This is a genomic window from Corallococcus interemptor (assembly GCF_003668875.1).
In the GTDB taxonomy this organism is placed as follows: domain Bacteria; phylum Myxococcota; class Myxococcia; order Myxococcales; family Myxococcaceae; genus Corallococcus; species Corallococcus interemptor.
Genome location: NZ_RAWM01000174.1, coordinates 1 through 15507, shown reverse-complemented (window position 1 = coordinate 15507; position 15507 = coordinate 1). Strand labels below are relative to the sequence as shown.

The 15507-nt window shown below is 69.3% G+C and carries 17 protein-coding genes; 14 read left to right on the top strand and 3 right to left on the bottom strand.

The window, feature by feature from the left end; all coding sequences use genetic code 11:
- Positions 1 to 51: 51 nt before the first annotated feature.
- From folE to D7X96_RS35765, 5 genes are all read left to right on the top strand, one after another.
- A complete protein-coding gene (folE, locus tag D7X96_RS35785; protein WP_208647431.1) occupies positions 52 to 621 on the top strand; it encodes a GTP cyclohydrolase I in 570 nt (189 codons plus the stop codon).
- Entirely contained in the window at positions 618 to 2045 is a 1428-nt protein-coding gene (locus D7X96_RS35780; protein ID WP_121771756.1) for an FAD-binding oxidoreductase, read from the top strand. The genes folE and D7X96_RS35780 overlap by 4 nt, the downstream gene beginning before the upstream one ends.
- A gap of 230 nt (positions 2046 to 2275) precedes the next feature.
- Positions 2276 to 3016: a sigma-70 family RNA polymerase sigma factor gene (locus D7X96_RS35775; RefSeq protein WP_120552266.1), complete on the top strand. Its 741-nt coding sequence runs from the start codon at positions 2276 to 2278 to the stop codon at positions 3014 to 3016.
- 147 nt (positions 3017 to 3163) lie between these two features.
- Complete coding sequence (locus D7X96_RS35770; RefSeq protein WP_121771755.1) at positions 3164 to 3904, top strand: tetratricopeptide repeat protein; 741 nt, start codon at positions 3164 to 3166, stop codon at positions 3902 to 3904.
- Entirely contained in the window at positions 3901 to 5769 is a 1869-nt protein-coding gene (locus D7X96_RS35765; RefSeq protein ID WP_120552268.1) for an AMP-dependent synthetase/ligase, read from the top strand. Before D7X96_RS35770 ends, D7X96_RS35765 begins: the two co-directional genes overlap by 4 nt.
- An 86-nt stretch (positions 5770 to 5855) precedes the next feature.
- Here D7X96_RS35765 and D7X96_RS35760 read toward each other — a convergent pair whose 3' ends face one another.
- Positions 5856 to 6092, bottom strand: a complete 237-nt coding sequence (locus tag D7X96_RS35760; RefSeq protein ID WP_120552269.1) for a twin-arginine translocase TatA/TatE family subunit — start codon at positions 6090 to 6092, stop codon at positions 5856 to 5858.
- Positions 6093 to 6170: 78 nt separating this feature from the next.
- Positions 6171 to 7232, bottom strand: coding sequence for a sensor histidine kinase (locus D7X96_RS35755; protein ID WP_120552270.1), 1062 nt, complete (start codon positions 7230 to 7232; stop codon positions 6171 to 6173).
- A 200-nt stretch (positions 7233 to 7432) separates the two neighbouring features.
- Here D7X96_RS35755 and D7X96_RS35750 point away from each other — a divergent pair, with 200 nt between their 5' ends.
- From D7X96_RS35750 to D7X96_RS35710, 9 genes are all read left to right on the top strand, one after another.
- Positions 7433 to 7807: a response regulator gene (locus D7X96_RS35750; protein ID WP_120552271.1), complete on the top strand. Its 375-nt coding sequence runs from the start codon at positions 7433 to 7435 to the stop codon at positions 7805 to 7807.
- Between the two features lie 100 nt (positions 7808 to 7907).
- On the top strand, positions 7908 to 8237 hold the full coding sequence (locus D7X96_RS35745) for an SCP2 sterol-binding domain-containing protein (protein ID WP_120552272.1): 330 nt from the start codon (positions 7908 to 7910) through the stop codon (positions 8235 to 8237).
- A gap of 91 nt (positions 8238 to 8328) precedes the next feature.
- On the top strand, positions 8329 to 9507 hold the full coding sequence (locus D7X96_RS35740) for a CaiB/BaiF CoA transferase family protein (RefSeq protein ID WP_120552273.1): 1179 nt from the start codon (positions 8329 to 8331) through the stop codon (positions 9505 to 9507).
- Positions 9508 to 9655: 148 nt separating this feature from the next.
- Positions 9656 to 9952 (top strand): hypothetical protein, encoded by a 297-nt coding sequence (locus D7X96_RS35735; protein WP_120552274.1) that lies wholly within the window; start codon positions 9656 to 9658, stop codon positions 9950 to 9952.
- Positions 9949 to 10908 carry a ferritin-like domain-containing protein gene (locus D7X96_RS35730; RefSeq protein ID WP_121771754.1) on the top strand — a complete coding sequence of 320 codons (960 nt, stop codon included), beginning with the start codon at positions 9949 to 9951 and terminating at the stop codon, positions 10906 to 10908. The genes D7X96_RS35735 and D7X96_RS35730 overlap by 4 nt, the downstream gene beginning before the upstream one ends.
- A complete protein-coding gene (locus tag D7X96_RS35725; protein WP_120552276.1) occupies positions 10908 to 11273 on the top strand; it encodes a holo-ACP synthase in 366 nt (121 codons plus the stop codon). The genes D7X96_RS35730 and D7X96_RS35725 overlap by 1 nt, the downstream gene beginning before the upstream one ends.
- Positions 11274 to 11312: 39 nt before the next feature.
- Positions 11313 to 11759, top strand: a complete 447-nt coding sequence (locus D7X96_RS35720) for an acyl-CoA thioesterase (RefSeq protein WP_120552277.1) — start codon at positions 11313 to 11315, stop codon at positions 11757 to 11759.
- Positions 11756 to 12673, top strand: a complete 918-nt coding sequence (locus D7X96_RS35715; RefSeq protein WP_121771753.1) for a serine aminopeptidase domain-containing protein — start codon at positions 11756 to 11758, stop codon at positions 12671 to 12673. Before D7X96_RS35720 ends, D7X96_RS35715 begins: the two co-directional genes overlap by 4 nt.
- A gap of 29 nt (positions 12674 to 12702) precedes the next feature.
- Complete coding sequence (locus D7X96_RS35710) at positions 12703 to 14430, top strand: AMP-binding protein (RefSeq protein ID WP_121771752.1); 1728 nt, start codon at positions 12703 to 12705, stop codon at positions 14428 to 14430.
- Between the two features lie 13 nt (positions 14431 to 14443).
- Here D7X96_RS35710 and D7X96_RS35705 read toward each other — a convergent pair whose 3' ends face one another.
- A complete protein-coding gene (locus tag D7X96_RS35705; RefSeq protein ID WP_121771751.1) occupies positions 14444 to 15406 on the bottom strand; it encodes a hypothetical protein in 963 nt (320 codons plus the stop codon).
- Positions 15407 to 15507 lie beyond the last annotated feature (101 nt).

The following is a 15507-nucleotide window of genomic DNA, read 5'->3' as shown; positions in this document are numbered from 1 at the left end:
CCCGCCGCCAAGGCCCCGGCCCCTCGCGCCGTGCGCCCGGACCCCGCCGCCATGGCCCGGGCCGTCCGCGACTTCCTCACCGCCGCCGGGCTCGACCTGACGGACGTGAACCTGGTGGACACGCCCACGCGCGTGGCCGACGTGTGGGCGAACGGCTTCCTTGATGGCTACAGCCGCACGCCCGAGGAGGCGCTCGGGAAGACCTACCCCGCGCCCGCGGACTCCTCTGGAGAGCTCGTGGTCGTGACGGACCTGCGCTTCCACTCCATGTGCCCGCACCACCTGCTGCCCTTCACCGGCCGCGCGCACGTGGCCTACGTGCCGGGCTCTCGCGTGGTGGGCTTCGGGCGCATTGGCGCGCTGGTGGACCTCTTCGCGCACCGGCTCATCCTCCAGGAGGACCTGGCCCGGCAGGTGGCGCGCTCGCTCGCCCGCGTGCTCGGCAGTCCCGCCACCGCCTGCATCCTGGAGGCGGAGCAGGCCTGCCTGCGGCTGAGGGCCGACCACCAGCGCGACGCCGTCACCCACGCGGAGGCCTATGAAGGACGCCTGCGCAAGGACGGCCCCCTGCGCCGCGAGCTGTGGGCCCGCCTGGGCGCGCGCGCGGGGGCAGGCCGATGAACCCCGCCGCCCGGACCTTCGAACGCGTGGCGCCCGAGCGCGTGACGCAGGTGCTGGAGGCCCTGGCGGGCGTGCTGTCCGAAGGTCAGGTGAAGCGCGACGAGGCCACGCTCGACGCCTACGCGCGCGACGAGTCCGACAGCGGCGTGTACCGCCCCGACGCCGTCCTGCTGCCGGAGACGACGGCGCAGGTGTCCGCCATCTTCAAGGCGTGCCAGGCGCACGGCGTGCCCTTCACCCCCTGTGGCGCGCGCAGCGGCAAGAGCGGCGGGTCGCTGCCCTTGAGGGGCGGCATGGCGGTGAGCCTGGAGCGCATGAACCGCATCCGCTCCATCTCCAGGGAGGACCTCACCGCGGTGGTGGAGCCCGGCGTGGTGACGGGCGACCTGATGAAGGCGGTGGAGGCGCAGGGGCTCTTCTATCCACCGGACCCGAACTCGTGGGAGTTCTGCACCCTGGGCGGCAACGTGGCGGAGAACGCCGGCGGCCCGCGTGCATTGAAGTACGGCGTCACGCGCGACTACGTCATCGGGCTGGAGTGGGTGATGCCGGATGGCGAGGTGCTGCGCGTGGGCCGGCGCACCATCAAGGGCGTGGCCGGCTATGACCTGGTGGGGCTCTTTGTCGGCTCCGAGGGCACGCTGGGCGTGGCCACCGAAATCACGGTGCAGCTGATTCCGCTGCCCCGCCAGGTGATGACCGCGCTGGTGGTCTTCCCCTCCGTATTGGACGCGGCGCGGGGCGTGTCCGCGGTGCTCGCCGCCGGCATCCTGCCGCGCTGCCTGGAGCTCATCGACGAGGTCGCCGTGCAGGCCATCGTGCACCGGGGCAGCTTCCAGTTCCCTCCGGGCGCGGGCGCCGCCCTCATCGCCGAGGTCGACGGCAACACCCCGGAAGGCGTCCTCGCGGAGCTCCAGATGTTGGGGGACCTCTGCACCCGGCACGGCGCCACCGAGACCCTGGTGGCCCAGGACGACAGCCAGCGCGAGAAGCTGTGGGCCGCGCGCCGCGTGATTTCGCCCGCGCTGCGCGCGCTCAAGCCCGCCAAGATTTCCGAGGACATCGTGGTGCCCCGCTCGAAAATTCCCGAAATCATCGAGCGGCTGAAGAAGATGGGCGCCGAGCTGGGCCTCACCGTGGCCACCTATGGCCATGCGGGCGACGGCAACCTGCACGCCAACATCCTCTACGACGGCCCTGCCCAGCGCCCCCTCGTGGACGAGGCGCTGAAGCGCATGCTGATGCTCACCGTGGAGCTGGGCGGCACCATCACCGGTGAGCACGGCGTGGGCCACGCGAAGCGGGAATATCTGGCGCTGGAGCAGGAGCCCGCGCTGCTGGAGCTGCAGCGCGGGCTGAAGACCTTTTTTGATCCATCAGGTCTTCTCAACCCCGAGAAAATCTTCCCCGCGCCCAAGCGTTGAAGCCTTCGTGGCCGGAAACGTAGGTGCTGTCCCACCCGCCGCGTCGCGTGCTTCCAAAGGCCCGGAAGTGCGAGGACGTGACGGCCTTTTGACAAGGGTAGGCGGTCGAAATGCCCTTCTTGGAAGGAATGAGAAACCCTTTCCGTCGTTGCGCGTCCTAGTGACAGATGGACGCGGTTCGTCGGGGGATTCATCGCGTCCGGCAGTTACGAACGGAAGGACGGGAAATCATGGCCAACTCGACGAAGTTCGCGGCAGAGGGCCTTTCGCATTACCTGCGTCACCTGGGCGGCCACCAGCAGCTCACGCGTGAACAGGAGTACGAGCTGGCCCGCCAGGCCCGCAAGGGTGACGAGAGCGCCCGACAGACGCTCGCCAGCTCCAACCTCGCTTTCGTGGTCGCCGTGGCGAAGAAGTTCGCCAACCGCGGGGCCCGCCTGGACGACCTCATCCAGGAAGGCAACGTCGGCCTCATGAAGGCCATCGAGCACTTCGACCCGAAGAAGAACGTGCGCTTCGCCACCTATGCCGTGTGGTGGATCCGCGCCTACATCACCCGCTACCTGAAGGACAACCGCAGCCAGGTGCGCGGCGGCGAGGCGGAGCGCGGCAGCATGGTGGACTTCTCGCTGGACGCCACCATCGACGAGGAGGGCGAGACGACCTTCCTCGACCGGCTGGAGGACGGCGGTCCCTCGCCGCAGGAGTCGTTCCTCTCCCGCGAGCAGGACACCGAAATCCAGGAGGCCCTGCAGAAGGTGCGCAAGCGCATTGGCGACCTGGGCTGGGACATCCTCACGGAGCGCCTCACGCAGGACAAGCCGCTGACGCTGGAGGAGCTGGGCCAGCGCTGGGGCGTGTCGCGCGAGCGCGTTCGCCAGGTGGAGCTGAAGACGAAGAACTTCCTGGAGCGCTACCTCATCGCCTTCAACGAGAACGAGGAGCACACCGCCACGGCCGACGCGGCCTGAAGCGGCAAGCAGGAAGGCAGCTTCTGTTGCGTCGCCGACGGGACCTGGCGGGGTGTTCGCACCTTGCTGGTCCCGTCTTCGTTTTTGCCGCGCTGCGTCTGGTACGTTCGGTTGATGGTAGGCGAGCGTGCGTGCTAAGGCTTTTCGATGCGCTTGAAATTGCTTGCCCTTTGGGTGCTTTGGGCCGTCCCGGCACACGCCGCGGATCCCGCGCTGCTCGACCAACTCGACGCGTTGTACGCAAAGCGCAATGACGCGGAGTCCGCGAAGGCGCTGGACAAGCAGGTGTCCGAAGCGCTGAAGGCCGTGCCGGACGACTTCGACCTGGCGTGGCGCAAGGCGCGCATCCTCCAGTGGCAGGCGGACGGCGCCACGGAGAAGAAGCTCAAGATGGTCCTGGGCAAGCAGACCTGGGAGGCCGGGGACCTGGCCGCGAAGCTCCAGCCGGCGCGCGTGGAGGGCTACTACTTCGCCGCCTGCGGCATCGGCTCCTATTCGCAGGCCGTGGGCATCATGAAGGCGCTGGGCGACGGGCTGGAGGGCAAGTTCAACGAGCGCCTGGACACCGCGCTGAAGATCGACGCCACGTACGAGTACGGCGGTCCCTGGCTGGTGAAGGGGCGTTACTTCTATGAGCTGCCCTGGCCCAAGCGCGACCTGGGCAAGTCCGCCGAGTACTACCAGAAGGCCATCGCCAGGTTTCCGCAGTCGCTGCGCGCGCACTACTACCTGGCCGAGACGTTGCTGAAGGACGGCAAGGCGAAGGACGCGAGCGCGGCCATCGAGAAGGTCAAGCAGGGAAGCACCGCGTACAACCCCGCGGAGGGGCAGCGCGTGCAGCAGTGGGCCAAGAAGGTGGATGCCGACATCCAGGAGGAGCTCAAGTGAGGGCAGAGAGTCAGGTCACGACGGCTCCCGCGGCGGGCGGGACGCAGGAGCAGAACCTCGTCCAGTTGCTCGTTCAGCGGGCCCAGAACGCCTCCAAGGTAGGCGTGACGCACAAGAAGGACGGGCGCTGGCAGGACGTCACGTTCGCGCAGGTGCTGGAGGACGTGAAGGCGCAGGCGGCGGGCCTCATCGCCCAGGGCGTCCAGCCCGGGGACCGGGTGGCCATCTTCGCCAATACCAGCCTGCAGTGGATCATCGCGGACCTGGCCATCAGCGCGGCCCAGGCCATCACGGTGCCCATCTATGGCTCCAACACGCCGGATGAGTGCCGCTACGTCCTGAATCACTCGGAGACGAAGCTGCTGCTCGTCGACAACGACGAGAAGGACGCCAAGCAGGCCGGACGCCTGTCGCGCGTGCGCTCCAAGCTGGGGGACATCCCCTCGCTGCAGAAGATCGTCGTCTTCGAGGGGCCCATCTCCGGCGACAAGGAGATGTCGCTCGCGGACATGGTGGCCTCCGGCAAGGGCATCCCCCAGGCCGCAGAGTCCGCGTTCACCGAGCGCGTGTCGCAGGTGAAGTTGGACGAGACCAACATGCTCGTCTACACCTCCGGCACCACGGGTGACCCGAAGGGCGTCATCCTCACCCACGGCAACTGGGCCTACGAAGCGAAGGCCACCCAGGCCATGGGCATGATGAAGCCGGACGACTCCGTCATGCTCTTCCTGCCCCTGGCGCACGTGTTCGCCCAGGTGGTGAAGGCCGCGTGGCTGTCCATGGGCTTCCGCCTCATCATCGCGGAGTCGGTGGACAAGCTGCTCGCGAACCTGGCGGAGACGCGCCCCACGGTGCTGCCGTCCGTGCCGCGCGTGTTCGAGAAGGTCTACAACAACGTCGTGGCCAACGGCTCCGCGGCCCCCGGCGTGAAGGGCAAGCTCTTCAAGTGGGCCTTCGGCCTGTTCGACGAGTACGCCGAGGCCAAGGGGCAGGGCCGCGAGTACAGCTCGCTCCAGTTCAGCCTGGCCAAGAAGCTCGTCTTCTCCAAGGTGCGCAAGACGCTGGACGAGAAGCTGGGCGGCAACATGCGCATCTTCATCTCCGGCGGCGCGCCGCTGTCGCGGAAGATCGCCTACTTCTTCGACCTGCTCGACCTCAAGGTGCTGGAGGGCTACGGCCTCACGGAGACGAGCGCTCCGTGCAACGCCAACCGGGTGGAGAAGATCAAGATCGGCACCGTGGGTCCGCCCGTGCCCGGCACGGAGATCAAGATCGCCGCGGACGGTGAGATTCTCGTGCGTGGCCCCTGCGTGATGAAGGGCTACTACAAGAACCCCGCCGCCACCGCGGAGGTGCTGGAGCCGGACGGCTGGTTCCACACCGGTGACATCGGCGAGGTGGACTCCGACAACTACCTGCGCATCACCGACCGCAAGAAGGACATCATCGTCACCGCGGGCGGCAAGAACGTGGCGCCGCAGAACATCGAGAACACGCTCAAGACCTTCCCGCTCATCAGCCAGGCCATGGTCTACGGCGACAAGCGCCCCTTCCTGGTGGCGCTGATCACCGTGTCCGAGGATCCGGCCAAGAAGCTGCTGGAGGAGAAGGGCATCCCGGTGGGCACCTACGCGCAGAACTCCCAGCGGCCGGAGATCAAGGCGGCCGTCGAGGAGATCATCAAGAAGGTGAACGCGGAGATCCCCCCGTACTCCAGCATCAAGAAGATCGCCGTGATGGAGGCGGACTTCACGCAGGAGACCGGTGAACTCACGCCCACCCTCAAGGTGAAGCGCAAGGTCGCCAGCCAGAAGTACCTCAAGACCATCGACGCCATGTACGAAGGCGCGAAGGTGATGGACTGACGTAAACGCCCGACGCCCGTCCATGGCCGCTTTCGAGCGGTCACGGTACGGGCGTCATGGGTGTCCGGGCAGTGAAGGTGAAGGAATCAGGCGTTGTGGCTGGGGGCCTTGGCGGCCACGTCCTTGTCCACGGTGGTGGACGCGGACAGCGTGCCGGCCTTCTTGTCGGAAGCCTCGTCCTTCTCCTCGTCGCTGGAGAAGCCGCGCTTGAAGTTGCGGAGCGCGCTGCCCAGGGACGAGCCGAGCTGAGGCAACCGCGAGCCGCCGAACAACAGCAGCAGCGCCGCGAAAATCAGAAGAATCTCAGGAAGCTTCAATCCCATGGCTTCGCTCCTCGCGAAAAACGCGGGGGAGCATACCGGTGGGAGGTGGGTCGCGCTAGCAACTCCCGCTTTCTGGCCTCATGCCTGCCAGCCCGCTGGATGCCCGAGTTCCTCTGACAGGGATAAGGGCAGCGTGAGGAAGAGGGTGGTGCCGCCCGCGTCCGCCTGGGCGCCCACCTGGCCTCCGTGGGCCTCCACCTCCTGGCGGGCCAGGAAGATGCGCAGCGGATCCTCCAGCTTGCGCTCCCGGAAGGCGCGCTCCTCGCACTGGAAGACGGTGGTGATGTCCTCTTCTGGATGGATGGCCCCCTCGCGGCGCACCTCCACCCGCACCTGATGACCCAGGCGCTCGGCGCGCACATGCAGGGACTCCCCCGGCTGCGCGCGGGAGAGCAGGTGGTGCGCGAAGGCCTCCACCGCGTGCTGGATGCGGCCCGCGTCCACCTGGACGTCGGGCAGCTCCGGCAGCGTGTCCAGCACCACCTCCACGTTGGAGGCGGTGGCCGCGGCCCGCATGCGCTCCACCGCGGCGTCCAGGATGGGCAACAGCGCCTGGCGCTCGCGCTCACACGCCAGCGCGCCCAGGTCCGCGCGGCTGGAGTCGAAGAAGTCCTGGGCGAAGGAGAGCGCCCGGTCCGCGTTGCGCAGGATGGTCTCCAGCCCGCGCTGCGCCTTGGGCTCCAGCGGGATGCGTCCGTTGAGCAGCAGCGCCGCGTACGAGCGGATGTTGGCCAGCGAGCCGCGCAGGTCGTGCGACGCGAGCGACAGGTAGCGCACGCGGTCCGCCACGCGCTCGCTGGCGGGGGCGGCCTGCGACACCTGCCCCACGGACGCCTGGCCCAGACTCCAGGGCACCGGCAGCGCCCACACCAGGCGGCCGCCATCCTCCAGGGACTCCTCGCCCACCAGCAGGGTGCGCTCCTCGCGCTCCCAGAGGTTCCGCTCGCCGTCCTTGCGGCGGAAGCCCGCGGCGGCCATCAGCCCGTCAATGCCTGATACGCCCGGTGCGGGTGGCAGGGCCTCCAATCCCAGGTAGTCCAGGAGCAGGGGGCCGAGCAGGCGGGGCGTCCCCTGACGGGGCATGAGCGCGAGCCCCGGCGCGGCTTCGTTGCCTCCAGGTGTCTCCCCCAACCACGTCACGCGCAACCTCCCCGGGCCGTGCCTCGAATCAACGGAAGGGTGGGCAGTGACTGTCGGTTTTGCAACGGGCTCCCGCTTCGCGCGGACGGCCCTTGATTTCTTGCACCCGTAGGGCCAGTGATGATGAAAGATCGGCCCACGGCAGCGGCATCGGGGAGACACCTCTGACCTCGCTCAACGCACAGCATTCTGGAGCACCCGTGGTGCTCGTCGTGGACGATGATCCCGACATCCTCGAAGCGCTTTCGGAGATCCTCGAGGCCGAAGGCTTCGAGATCCGCCGGGCCCGCAACGGCAAGGAGGCCCTGGAGCGCCTGGAGCCGGACCCTCCGCACCTCATCCTCCTGGACCTGATGATGCCGGTGATGGACGGCTGGGAGTTCGCCCAGCGCATGCGCCAGAAGCCGGACTTCGCTGCCATCCCCATCATCGTCCTCAGCGCGGACCGCAACGTCGGCAGCAAGGCGAAGGACATTGGCGCCATGGGACACCTGGCCAAGCCCTTCGAGCTGAACGACCTGCTGTCGATGGTGCGACAGTCCCTGAATCCCTCGGCGGACACCTCGCGTGTCTGAGCACTCCGGCGGTGGCCGTGCTTGACCCCACCGTGGGGCGACACTACGGTCCGCGCAGGACTGATTCACCAATCAACGCTGAACGCTGAAGGAGCGAATCATGGCGAGCGCGAAGGACATCATCGAGGGGCAGATCCCGGAGAAGCTGAAGGCGAAGCCGGAGCTGGCGAAGGAGATCAACGCCATCATCCACTTCGACGTCTCCGGCGACGGCGGCGGCAAGTGGACCCTGGACACCACCAAGGAGGATGGCTGGGTGTCCGAGGGCCTCAACGGCGCGTCCAAGATGACGGTCTCCGTCAGCAACGAGGACTTCGTGAAGATCCGCGAGGGCAAGCTCAACCCGCAGATGGCCGCCATGTCGGGCAAGCTCAAGTTCAAGCCGATGGACATGGGCCTCGCCATGAAGCTGGCGAAGCTGCTGAGCTGAGCCTCTCCGTAGCGTGTCGCACCGGCGGCGCGTCACCCCTCGTGGGGACGCGCCGTCCGCATGTCTCCACCTCCCCCTGGAGCCCCCTCGAATGTCCGAGCCGTCCTCCCCCCTCGCGGGCCTGCGCGTGTTGGACCTGTCACGCCTGCTGCCCGGCCCCTACGCGACGCTGGTGCTGGCGGACCTGGGCGCCACCGTGGACACCGTGGAGGACCCGGACGTGGGGGACGCCACCCGCCACATGCCGCCGCACCGGGACGGGGAGGGCGCGCTCTACTACGGGCTGCACCGCAACAAGCGCTCGCTCGCGCTGAACCTCAAGTCGCCGGAAGGCCGCGACGCGCTCCTGCGCCTCGTCTCGCGCTACGACGTGCTGGTGGAGAGCTTCCGCCCCGGCGTCATGGACAAGCTGGGCCTGGGGGAGGCGGTGCTGCGCCAGAAGAACCCCCGGCTGATCTATTGCGCCATCTCCGGCTACGGCCAGACGGGGCCGGACCGGCTCAAGGCGGGGCATGACCTGAACTACGTGGCCCGCGCGGGCCTGCTGGGCTACGGCGGCGAGGCCGGCGGCGCGCCCGCGTTCCCGGGCGTGCAGGTGGCGGACATCGGCGGCGGCAGCCTCTTCGCGCTGGTGGGCATCCTGGCCGCGCTGCACGAGCGCGAGCGCACCGGCGTGGGCCGCTTCGTGGACGTGTCCATGACGGACGGCGCGCTGGCCTTCCTCCACCTGCACCTGGCCTCGCGCCTGTTCATGGGGCAGGAGGGCGCGCCGCTCGCGCGCGGAAGCGAACCCCTCAACGGCGGCTATCCCAGCTACGGCCTGTACCGCACCGCGGATGACCGCTGGCTGGCGGTGGGCGCGCTGGAGCCCAAGTTCTTCGGCGCGCTCAGCGCGAAGCTGGGCCGGCCGGAGCTGCTGGATGACGCGTACTCTGGCGGTGAAGCCAGCGCGCGCGTGAAGTCGGAGCTCACCCGCATCTTCGCGAGCCAGCCGCTGTCGCACTGGCGCGAGCAGCTCCGTGGCCCGGAGTTCTGCGTGGAGCCGGTGTCGGAAGGTGACGAGGTGCTCGCGGATCCGCAGCTGCGCGCACGCGGCCTCTTCGTGGACACGGACGATGCGCAGCGCGGCATGCGCGTCACGCACCTGCTCACGCCGCTGCGCATGGGCGACGTCGCGCTGCGTCCACCGCCGGCGCTCGGACAGCACTCGCGCGTCATCCTGGAGGATGCGGGTTTCACCGCTGAGGAAATCTCGCGCCTCATTGCATGAATGCCGTGTGAATCGGACCTGCGAAGGCGGGTTCGCACACGGATCCAAAGTGACCCGTTGCTGATTGACAGCTCCGGAGCCACAGTTAGATCTTTCCTGTTTTCTGACTGGGAAATCGACTTTCAAGCCCTGGGAAGGAAGGTCCCCCGTGCCCGACGCGCAGGAGCTCGAGTCATACATCCGAAGGAAGTTCGCAGAGCACGTAGGCCTGACGGAGGCGGAGCTGTTCGCCGAGGACCTGACGCTCTCGGAGCTGATTACCCGCTCCGAGCGCATGACCAACAGCGTGGATTTGATGGAGGCCTTTGCCCGGACGTCCAACGGGCTGCGCAAGGATTTTGGACTGCGGGTCCGGCTGCCCGCGCTGTCGCTGGATACGCCGGTGTCCAAGGTCCTGTCGGTGTTCATGGGCGAAGTCACGAACCCGGAGCGCAAGTCCGCATGAGTGTCCTGGCGCGCAGCCTCGAGCACGAAGAAGAGACCGTCGCCACCCCCCACTCCCTCCCGCGTGAAGGCCGCCCGGCCATCATGGCGGAGCTGTACGAAGCCCTCACGCAGCGCGGCCTGTCGCTGGTGGACATCACCTGGGAGCAGCAGCGGCTGCACGAATCCCGGCGCTGGAGCGTGGTGGAGATGCTCTCCACCGTGGACTTCTCGCGCATGAGCGAGTCCGACCGGCACCTGGTGTGGAACGCCGGGCGGGCGGAGCTGACGACGAAGCCGGGCGCGGACCGGCTGGAGCGGCTGGCGGACGTGGAGTGCCGCCGGTGGCAGGAGCAGAACCCCACCGTCGCCGCCATCATGCAGGCGTGCGGCACGTGGAGCCGCTACTGGAACGAGGAGGAGGCGCACCACGAGACGGCGTTCAACCGCCTGTCCACGGTGCTCAAGCTGGAGCCCATCAGCGACGCCACCTTCATCGAGTTCCGCAAGGTGTTCCCCGACGACGACATGCTGCGCACGCTCACGCTCTTGTCCATCTCCGAGGTGGTGGCGGCGGTGGACTACGGCCAGTGCTCGCAGATGGTCCAGGACCCGGGCCTGCGCGCGCTCTTCAAGCAGGTGGCCGCGGACGAAGTGCAGCACATGAACTACTTCATCGCCTTCGCCAAGGCGCTGGTGGACAGCGGGGCGTACCAGGCGAAGGAGGCGTTCGCGGTGGCGCACCTGTTCCTGCGCGACGGCGGTGAGCTGCACGGCAGCAAGCGCGAGCGCGTGGAGGATCGCGACACCCACGTCAACTGGTGGGATCAGCTGGAGCACCGCGAGGGCTTCTACGCGCCGGACGCGCTGCGCAAGAAGGAGCAGCTCATCTTCCACGCCCTCAAGCGCATCACCGGCCTCACGGTGAACTCGCGCGAGGAGGTGGAGGACACCTGGATGGATCTCGTCGGGTGTTGATGGGCCTGGGCCACGACCTCCAGGCCATCTCGGAGCTGGAGGCCGCCAGGGCGCTGCGGGAGCCGGACGTCTTCTTCACCGCCGCGGAGCTCGCCCACTTCGAGCGCGCGGCGAACCCGGTGGAGAGCCTGGCGGCGGGCTTCAGCGCGAAGGAGGCCCTCTTCAAGGCGCTGCCCGCCGTGGAAGGGTGGTTCTGGACGGACGCGGAGCTCGTCCATGACGCCCGGCACGCGCCGCGCTTCCGGTTTCACGGCACGCTCGCGGCGCACCTGGCGCGCGAGGGCCTGCAGGTCGCCGTATCGCTGTCACATAGCGGCGGGTTCGTCTCGACGGTGGTTCTCGTGACGCGCGCGCCGTCCCCCTGAAGTCGCTGTCCTCCCCCGGCAGCCAGAAGGACATCCCCCGTGCACTTCGAAGAGTCGTCCCTCACGCTGCGCGTGCGTCCCAACGACCTGGACACCCTGGGGCACGTGAACAACGCCACCACGCTGGAGTACCTGGAGGCAGGCCGCTGGGCCTGGTTGGAGCGGCAGGGGCTGACGCGCGGGGGGCCGGTGGTGGCGGTGGTGTCGCGGGTGGAGGTGGACTACCGGCGGGAGATTCCCCCGGGCGACGTGGTGGTGCGCACGGAGCTGGAGTCGCCCGCGGCGGACGAGCTGGAGCCGGACGGCCTCAACTACCGCGCCCGCTTCCGGCAGCGCGTGTTCCTGGCGGCGGGCGGGCCGCTGGCGGTGGAGGCCCTGGTGAGCGTGGCCTTCCTGGACGCGCGGGCCCGGTCGCTCGCGTCGCTGCAGCAGTTCCTGGACGCCGCGCGCGCGCCGGTGGCCCCCGTGGAGGAGCCCCGTCCATGAGCACGCACGCGAAGCAGGACTTCACCTCGCAGGCGTTCTGGGTGCCCACGTCCCAGGAGCACGCGCTGCACGTGGTGGAGGCGCGCACCTCCGGGACGCCGGACTCCGCGCCCGGCGTCCTCTTCGTGCCGGGCCTGTTCTCCGACGGCCGCTTCTTCCTGGGCGGGCAGGGTGACGGAGCGGCGCGCGTCTTCGTGGACGCGGGCTGCGTGGCGTACGTCGCGTCCCTGCGCGGGCATGGCAAGAGCCGCTGGCCCGCGAAGCGCGCGTACGACTGGAGCTTCGACACGTACGTGCGCCACGACCTCCCGGACCTGGTGCGGGCCGTGCGCGCGCGCCACGCCGGGCCGTTGTTCCTTTTGGCCCACAGCATGGCGGGCTACGCGGCGCTGGCGGCGCTGGGGGTGGACCCCTCGCTCCAGGCGTCGCTGTCCGGCGTGTGCACGCTGTCTTCTGCGGTGAACGACTACAGCGACGGCGGGTTCAAGAAGCGCTTCCAGCTGGGGTTCTCCTCCGCGGTGGCGGGAGTGCTGGGACGGTTCCCGGCGAAGGCGCTGAAGCAGGGGCCGTGGGACGAACCGGCGGGCGTGATGCGGCAGTTCACGGACTGGGCGCCCACGGGCGCGTTCCGGAGCGCGGATGGCGCCACGGACTACTGGGCCGCGCTGGAGAAGGTGACGCTGCCGGTGTTCGCGGGCGTGGGCGCGGCGGACATGTTCCACGCGTCACCGGTGCGCGCGCAGAAGCTGGTGGAACACCTGGGCAGCACCCGCAAGGAGCTGACCGTGCTGGGGCGTGCGCAGGGGCTGAGCTGGGATGCGGGCCACTTCGACGTGGTGCGCGGCGAGCGCGCCCGCGCGGAGGTGCTGCCCCGGGTGCTCGCGTGGATGCGCCAGGTGGCGCCCTCGCACTGACGAATCAATCCAGAGGAGGGGAGGACAGCATGCTCGACATCATCCAGCGGCTGGAGACCGCGGATCCGCGGCGCGGCCTTTTTCTCTACGACGACTTCGCCGGGCCGCCGGAGGTCGTGCCCTACCGGGAGTTCGCCTCCCGGGTGGCCGGTGCGGCGGAGCACTTCCGCGCGCGCGGCGTGGCGCCGGGCACGCGCGTGGTGCTGCCCTTCGAGACGTCCTCGTCCGTCATCTTCGCCTTCCTGGGACTGATGGAGCTGGGCGCGGTGCCCCTGTCCGTGAAGCCGTACATCCTGAGCACGCCGAAGGGGCCCTACCGGGACTTCCTCGCGCGCATCCGCGAGCGCTACGGCGCGACAGTCATCCTGGACGTGCCGAGCCTGGCCGGACTGGAGCTGCCCCTGGAGCGGCTGCCGCTGCCGCCGTCGGGCGCGAAGCGTGCCGGCGTGAAGCTGCGCGAGGTGGCGCCGGACGAGCTGGCGTTCGTGCAGTTCTCCTCGGGGTCCACGTCGTTCCCCAAGGGCGTGCCCATCACCCAGGAGAACCTGGCCGCGAACCTGCGGATGATCATCCGGCACGACGGCCGCACGACCGAGGACCGGGTGACGAGCTGGCTGCCGCTCTACCACGACATGGGGCTCATCGGCGGGCTGCTCACCTGCATCACGGTGGGCAACGACCTGCTGTTGTCCCAGCCCGCGTCGTTCCTGATGGACCCGCTGGGCTGGCTGGAGCTGATCTCCACCGAGAAGGTGATGGGCTCCGTCATCCCCAACTTCGCCATCGACTACGCGCTCAAGTCGCTCAAGTCCGCGGACGCGGACGACCTGAAGCGGTTGGACCTGTCACGCGTGCGGAGCATCTACCTGGGCAGCGAGCCCATCAACATCCCCAACCTGGAGCAGTTCCTGGACATCCTCGCCCCGTGCGGTCTGCGGCGCGACGTGTTCATGCCCTGCTACGGCATGGCGGAGACGGTGCTGATGGTCGCGAGCGTGCCGCCGCGCCAGACGGTGCGCGTCATCACCGCGCCCAACGGCCAGCCCGCCATCTCCGTGGGCCGGCCGCTCACGGAGTTCGAGGTGCGGCTGCGCGCGGAGGACGGCCGCCTGTGCGGCGAAGGCGAGCTGGGCGAAATCGAGCTGCGCGGCGGCAGCCTGGCGCCGTCGTACTTCCTGGATGACCGGCCCCTGCGCGGCGGCGACGGCTTCTACGCCACGGGCGACCTGGGCTTCCAGAAGGAGGGCGAGCTCTTCATCACCGGACGCATCAACGACCGCATCAAGGTGAACGGCCAGAGCTTCTTCTCCGCGGACTTCGAGCAGGCCGTGGAGCGCCTGCCCTTCATCCGTCCGGGCCGCACCGCCGTCATCCAGGTGAAGGGCCGGCTCGTGGTGCTGGCGGAGGTGAACCACCCGTCCGCGCTGGAGCGCCTGGAGGACAGCCGCAAGCAGGTCTGCCAGTCCGTGCTGGAGACGGTGGGCGTGACGCTCTCGCAAGAGGACGTCCTCTTCATCCGCTACGGCCAGCTCCAGAAGACGAGCAGCGGCAAGCTCCAGCGCCGCGCCATCACGGAGGCCTACGAACAGGGCCGCATCCGCACCGTGACGCCCATGGAGCTGCGCGCGGACCTGCTCCAGATGCGCGCGCAGCGGCTGGTGCTGGGCTCGGTGATGGTCGCGCGTCAGCGGGGCCGCCGGTGGATGGCCTCCGGACGCGCGGCGATCGCCGCGGGGCTCCAGCGGCTCCGGTCCTGAAGCCCGGCGCGCCTCACCGGGGCTTCGGGGGCGCCCACAGGTCCCAGCCGCGCGCCGCGTGGCACGCATCGCCCACCAGGTCCAGGGCCAGCTGGGGCTGCGTCCTGGACAGCGCCTCCGTGTCGCGGAAGGCGCCCGTGGCCTCCAGCCGGAGGGTGGCGCTCTCCAGCGCGGCCTTCGCCTCCGCCACCGCGCGGGCCTGCGCGGGCGTGGGCTTCCAGCCCGTCTCGTCCCGGTAGCGGCCCAGGGCCTCCAGCAGGTGGCCGTGGAACTTCACCATCTGCACCAGCACCGGGACGCGGTACGCGGGCGCGGCGGTGAGCGCCGCTTCGTACTGCCGCGACTCCGAACCCAGCCGGTACACCAGCACGTCCACCTGCGTGTCCAGCCGCGAGCCCCACGCCTTGCGCACGGCGGGGAAGCGCGCCCAGCCCGCGACGGCCTGGAAGAAGTGGAGCCCGCCACACGGGTGCGCGTAGATGCCCTGCTTGTTCTTGGGCACCTGGGGGAGGCCCGCCTTCATGCCGCGAAGCAGCTCCGCGTTCGCGGACTCCAGCGTGGAGAGCGCCGTGTCCATCACCGCGTCCATGCGCACGGTCTCTCCCGCGCCGTTGACGAACGAGCCCCCGGGCTCCAGCACGTGCGACAGCGCATCCAGCGCCCACGCTCCATCCGGCGAGGACGCGAGGTCCGGACGGAAGTCGTGCTGGAGCGACGCCACCAGCTCGCGCAGCGTGACCTTGCCCCACGCCGTGCGGAACGTGTGCGAGCGCGGATATCCCGCGAGCAGGAGCGTCTTCACCTGGAGCGCCGGGTGCGGCTCCACGGGCGTGCCGTCCGGGGTGAAGGCGTCGAAGAAGTAGCGGGCCGGGGTAGCCCCCGCGTCGGGAGCCTCACGGCGCAGGAACCCCGCGACGATGGCGTCCGAGGCCGGGCGGCCATCCCTTGCGCGGAAGGCCTTCCCGTCCAGGTCCATGCCGTGCGCGAGCGCCCACGGATGGGCAGGGTCCGCCGCGTGCGTGCGGCACTGCGCATGGAGCAGCGCGGACGCGGAAGGGGCGGTCTCTTATACACATC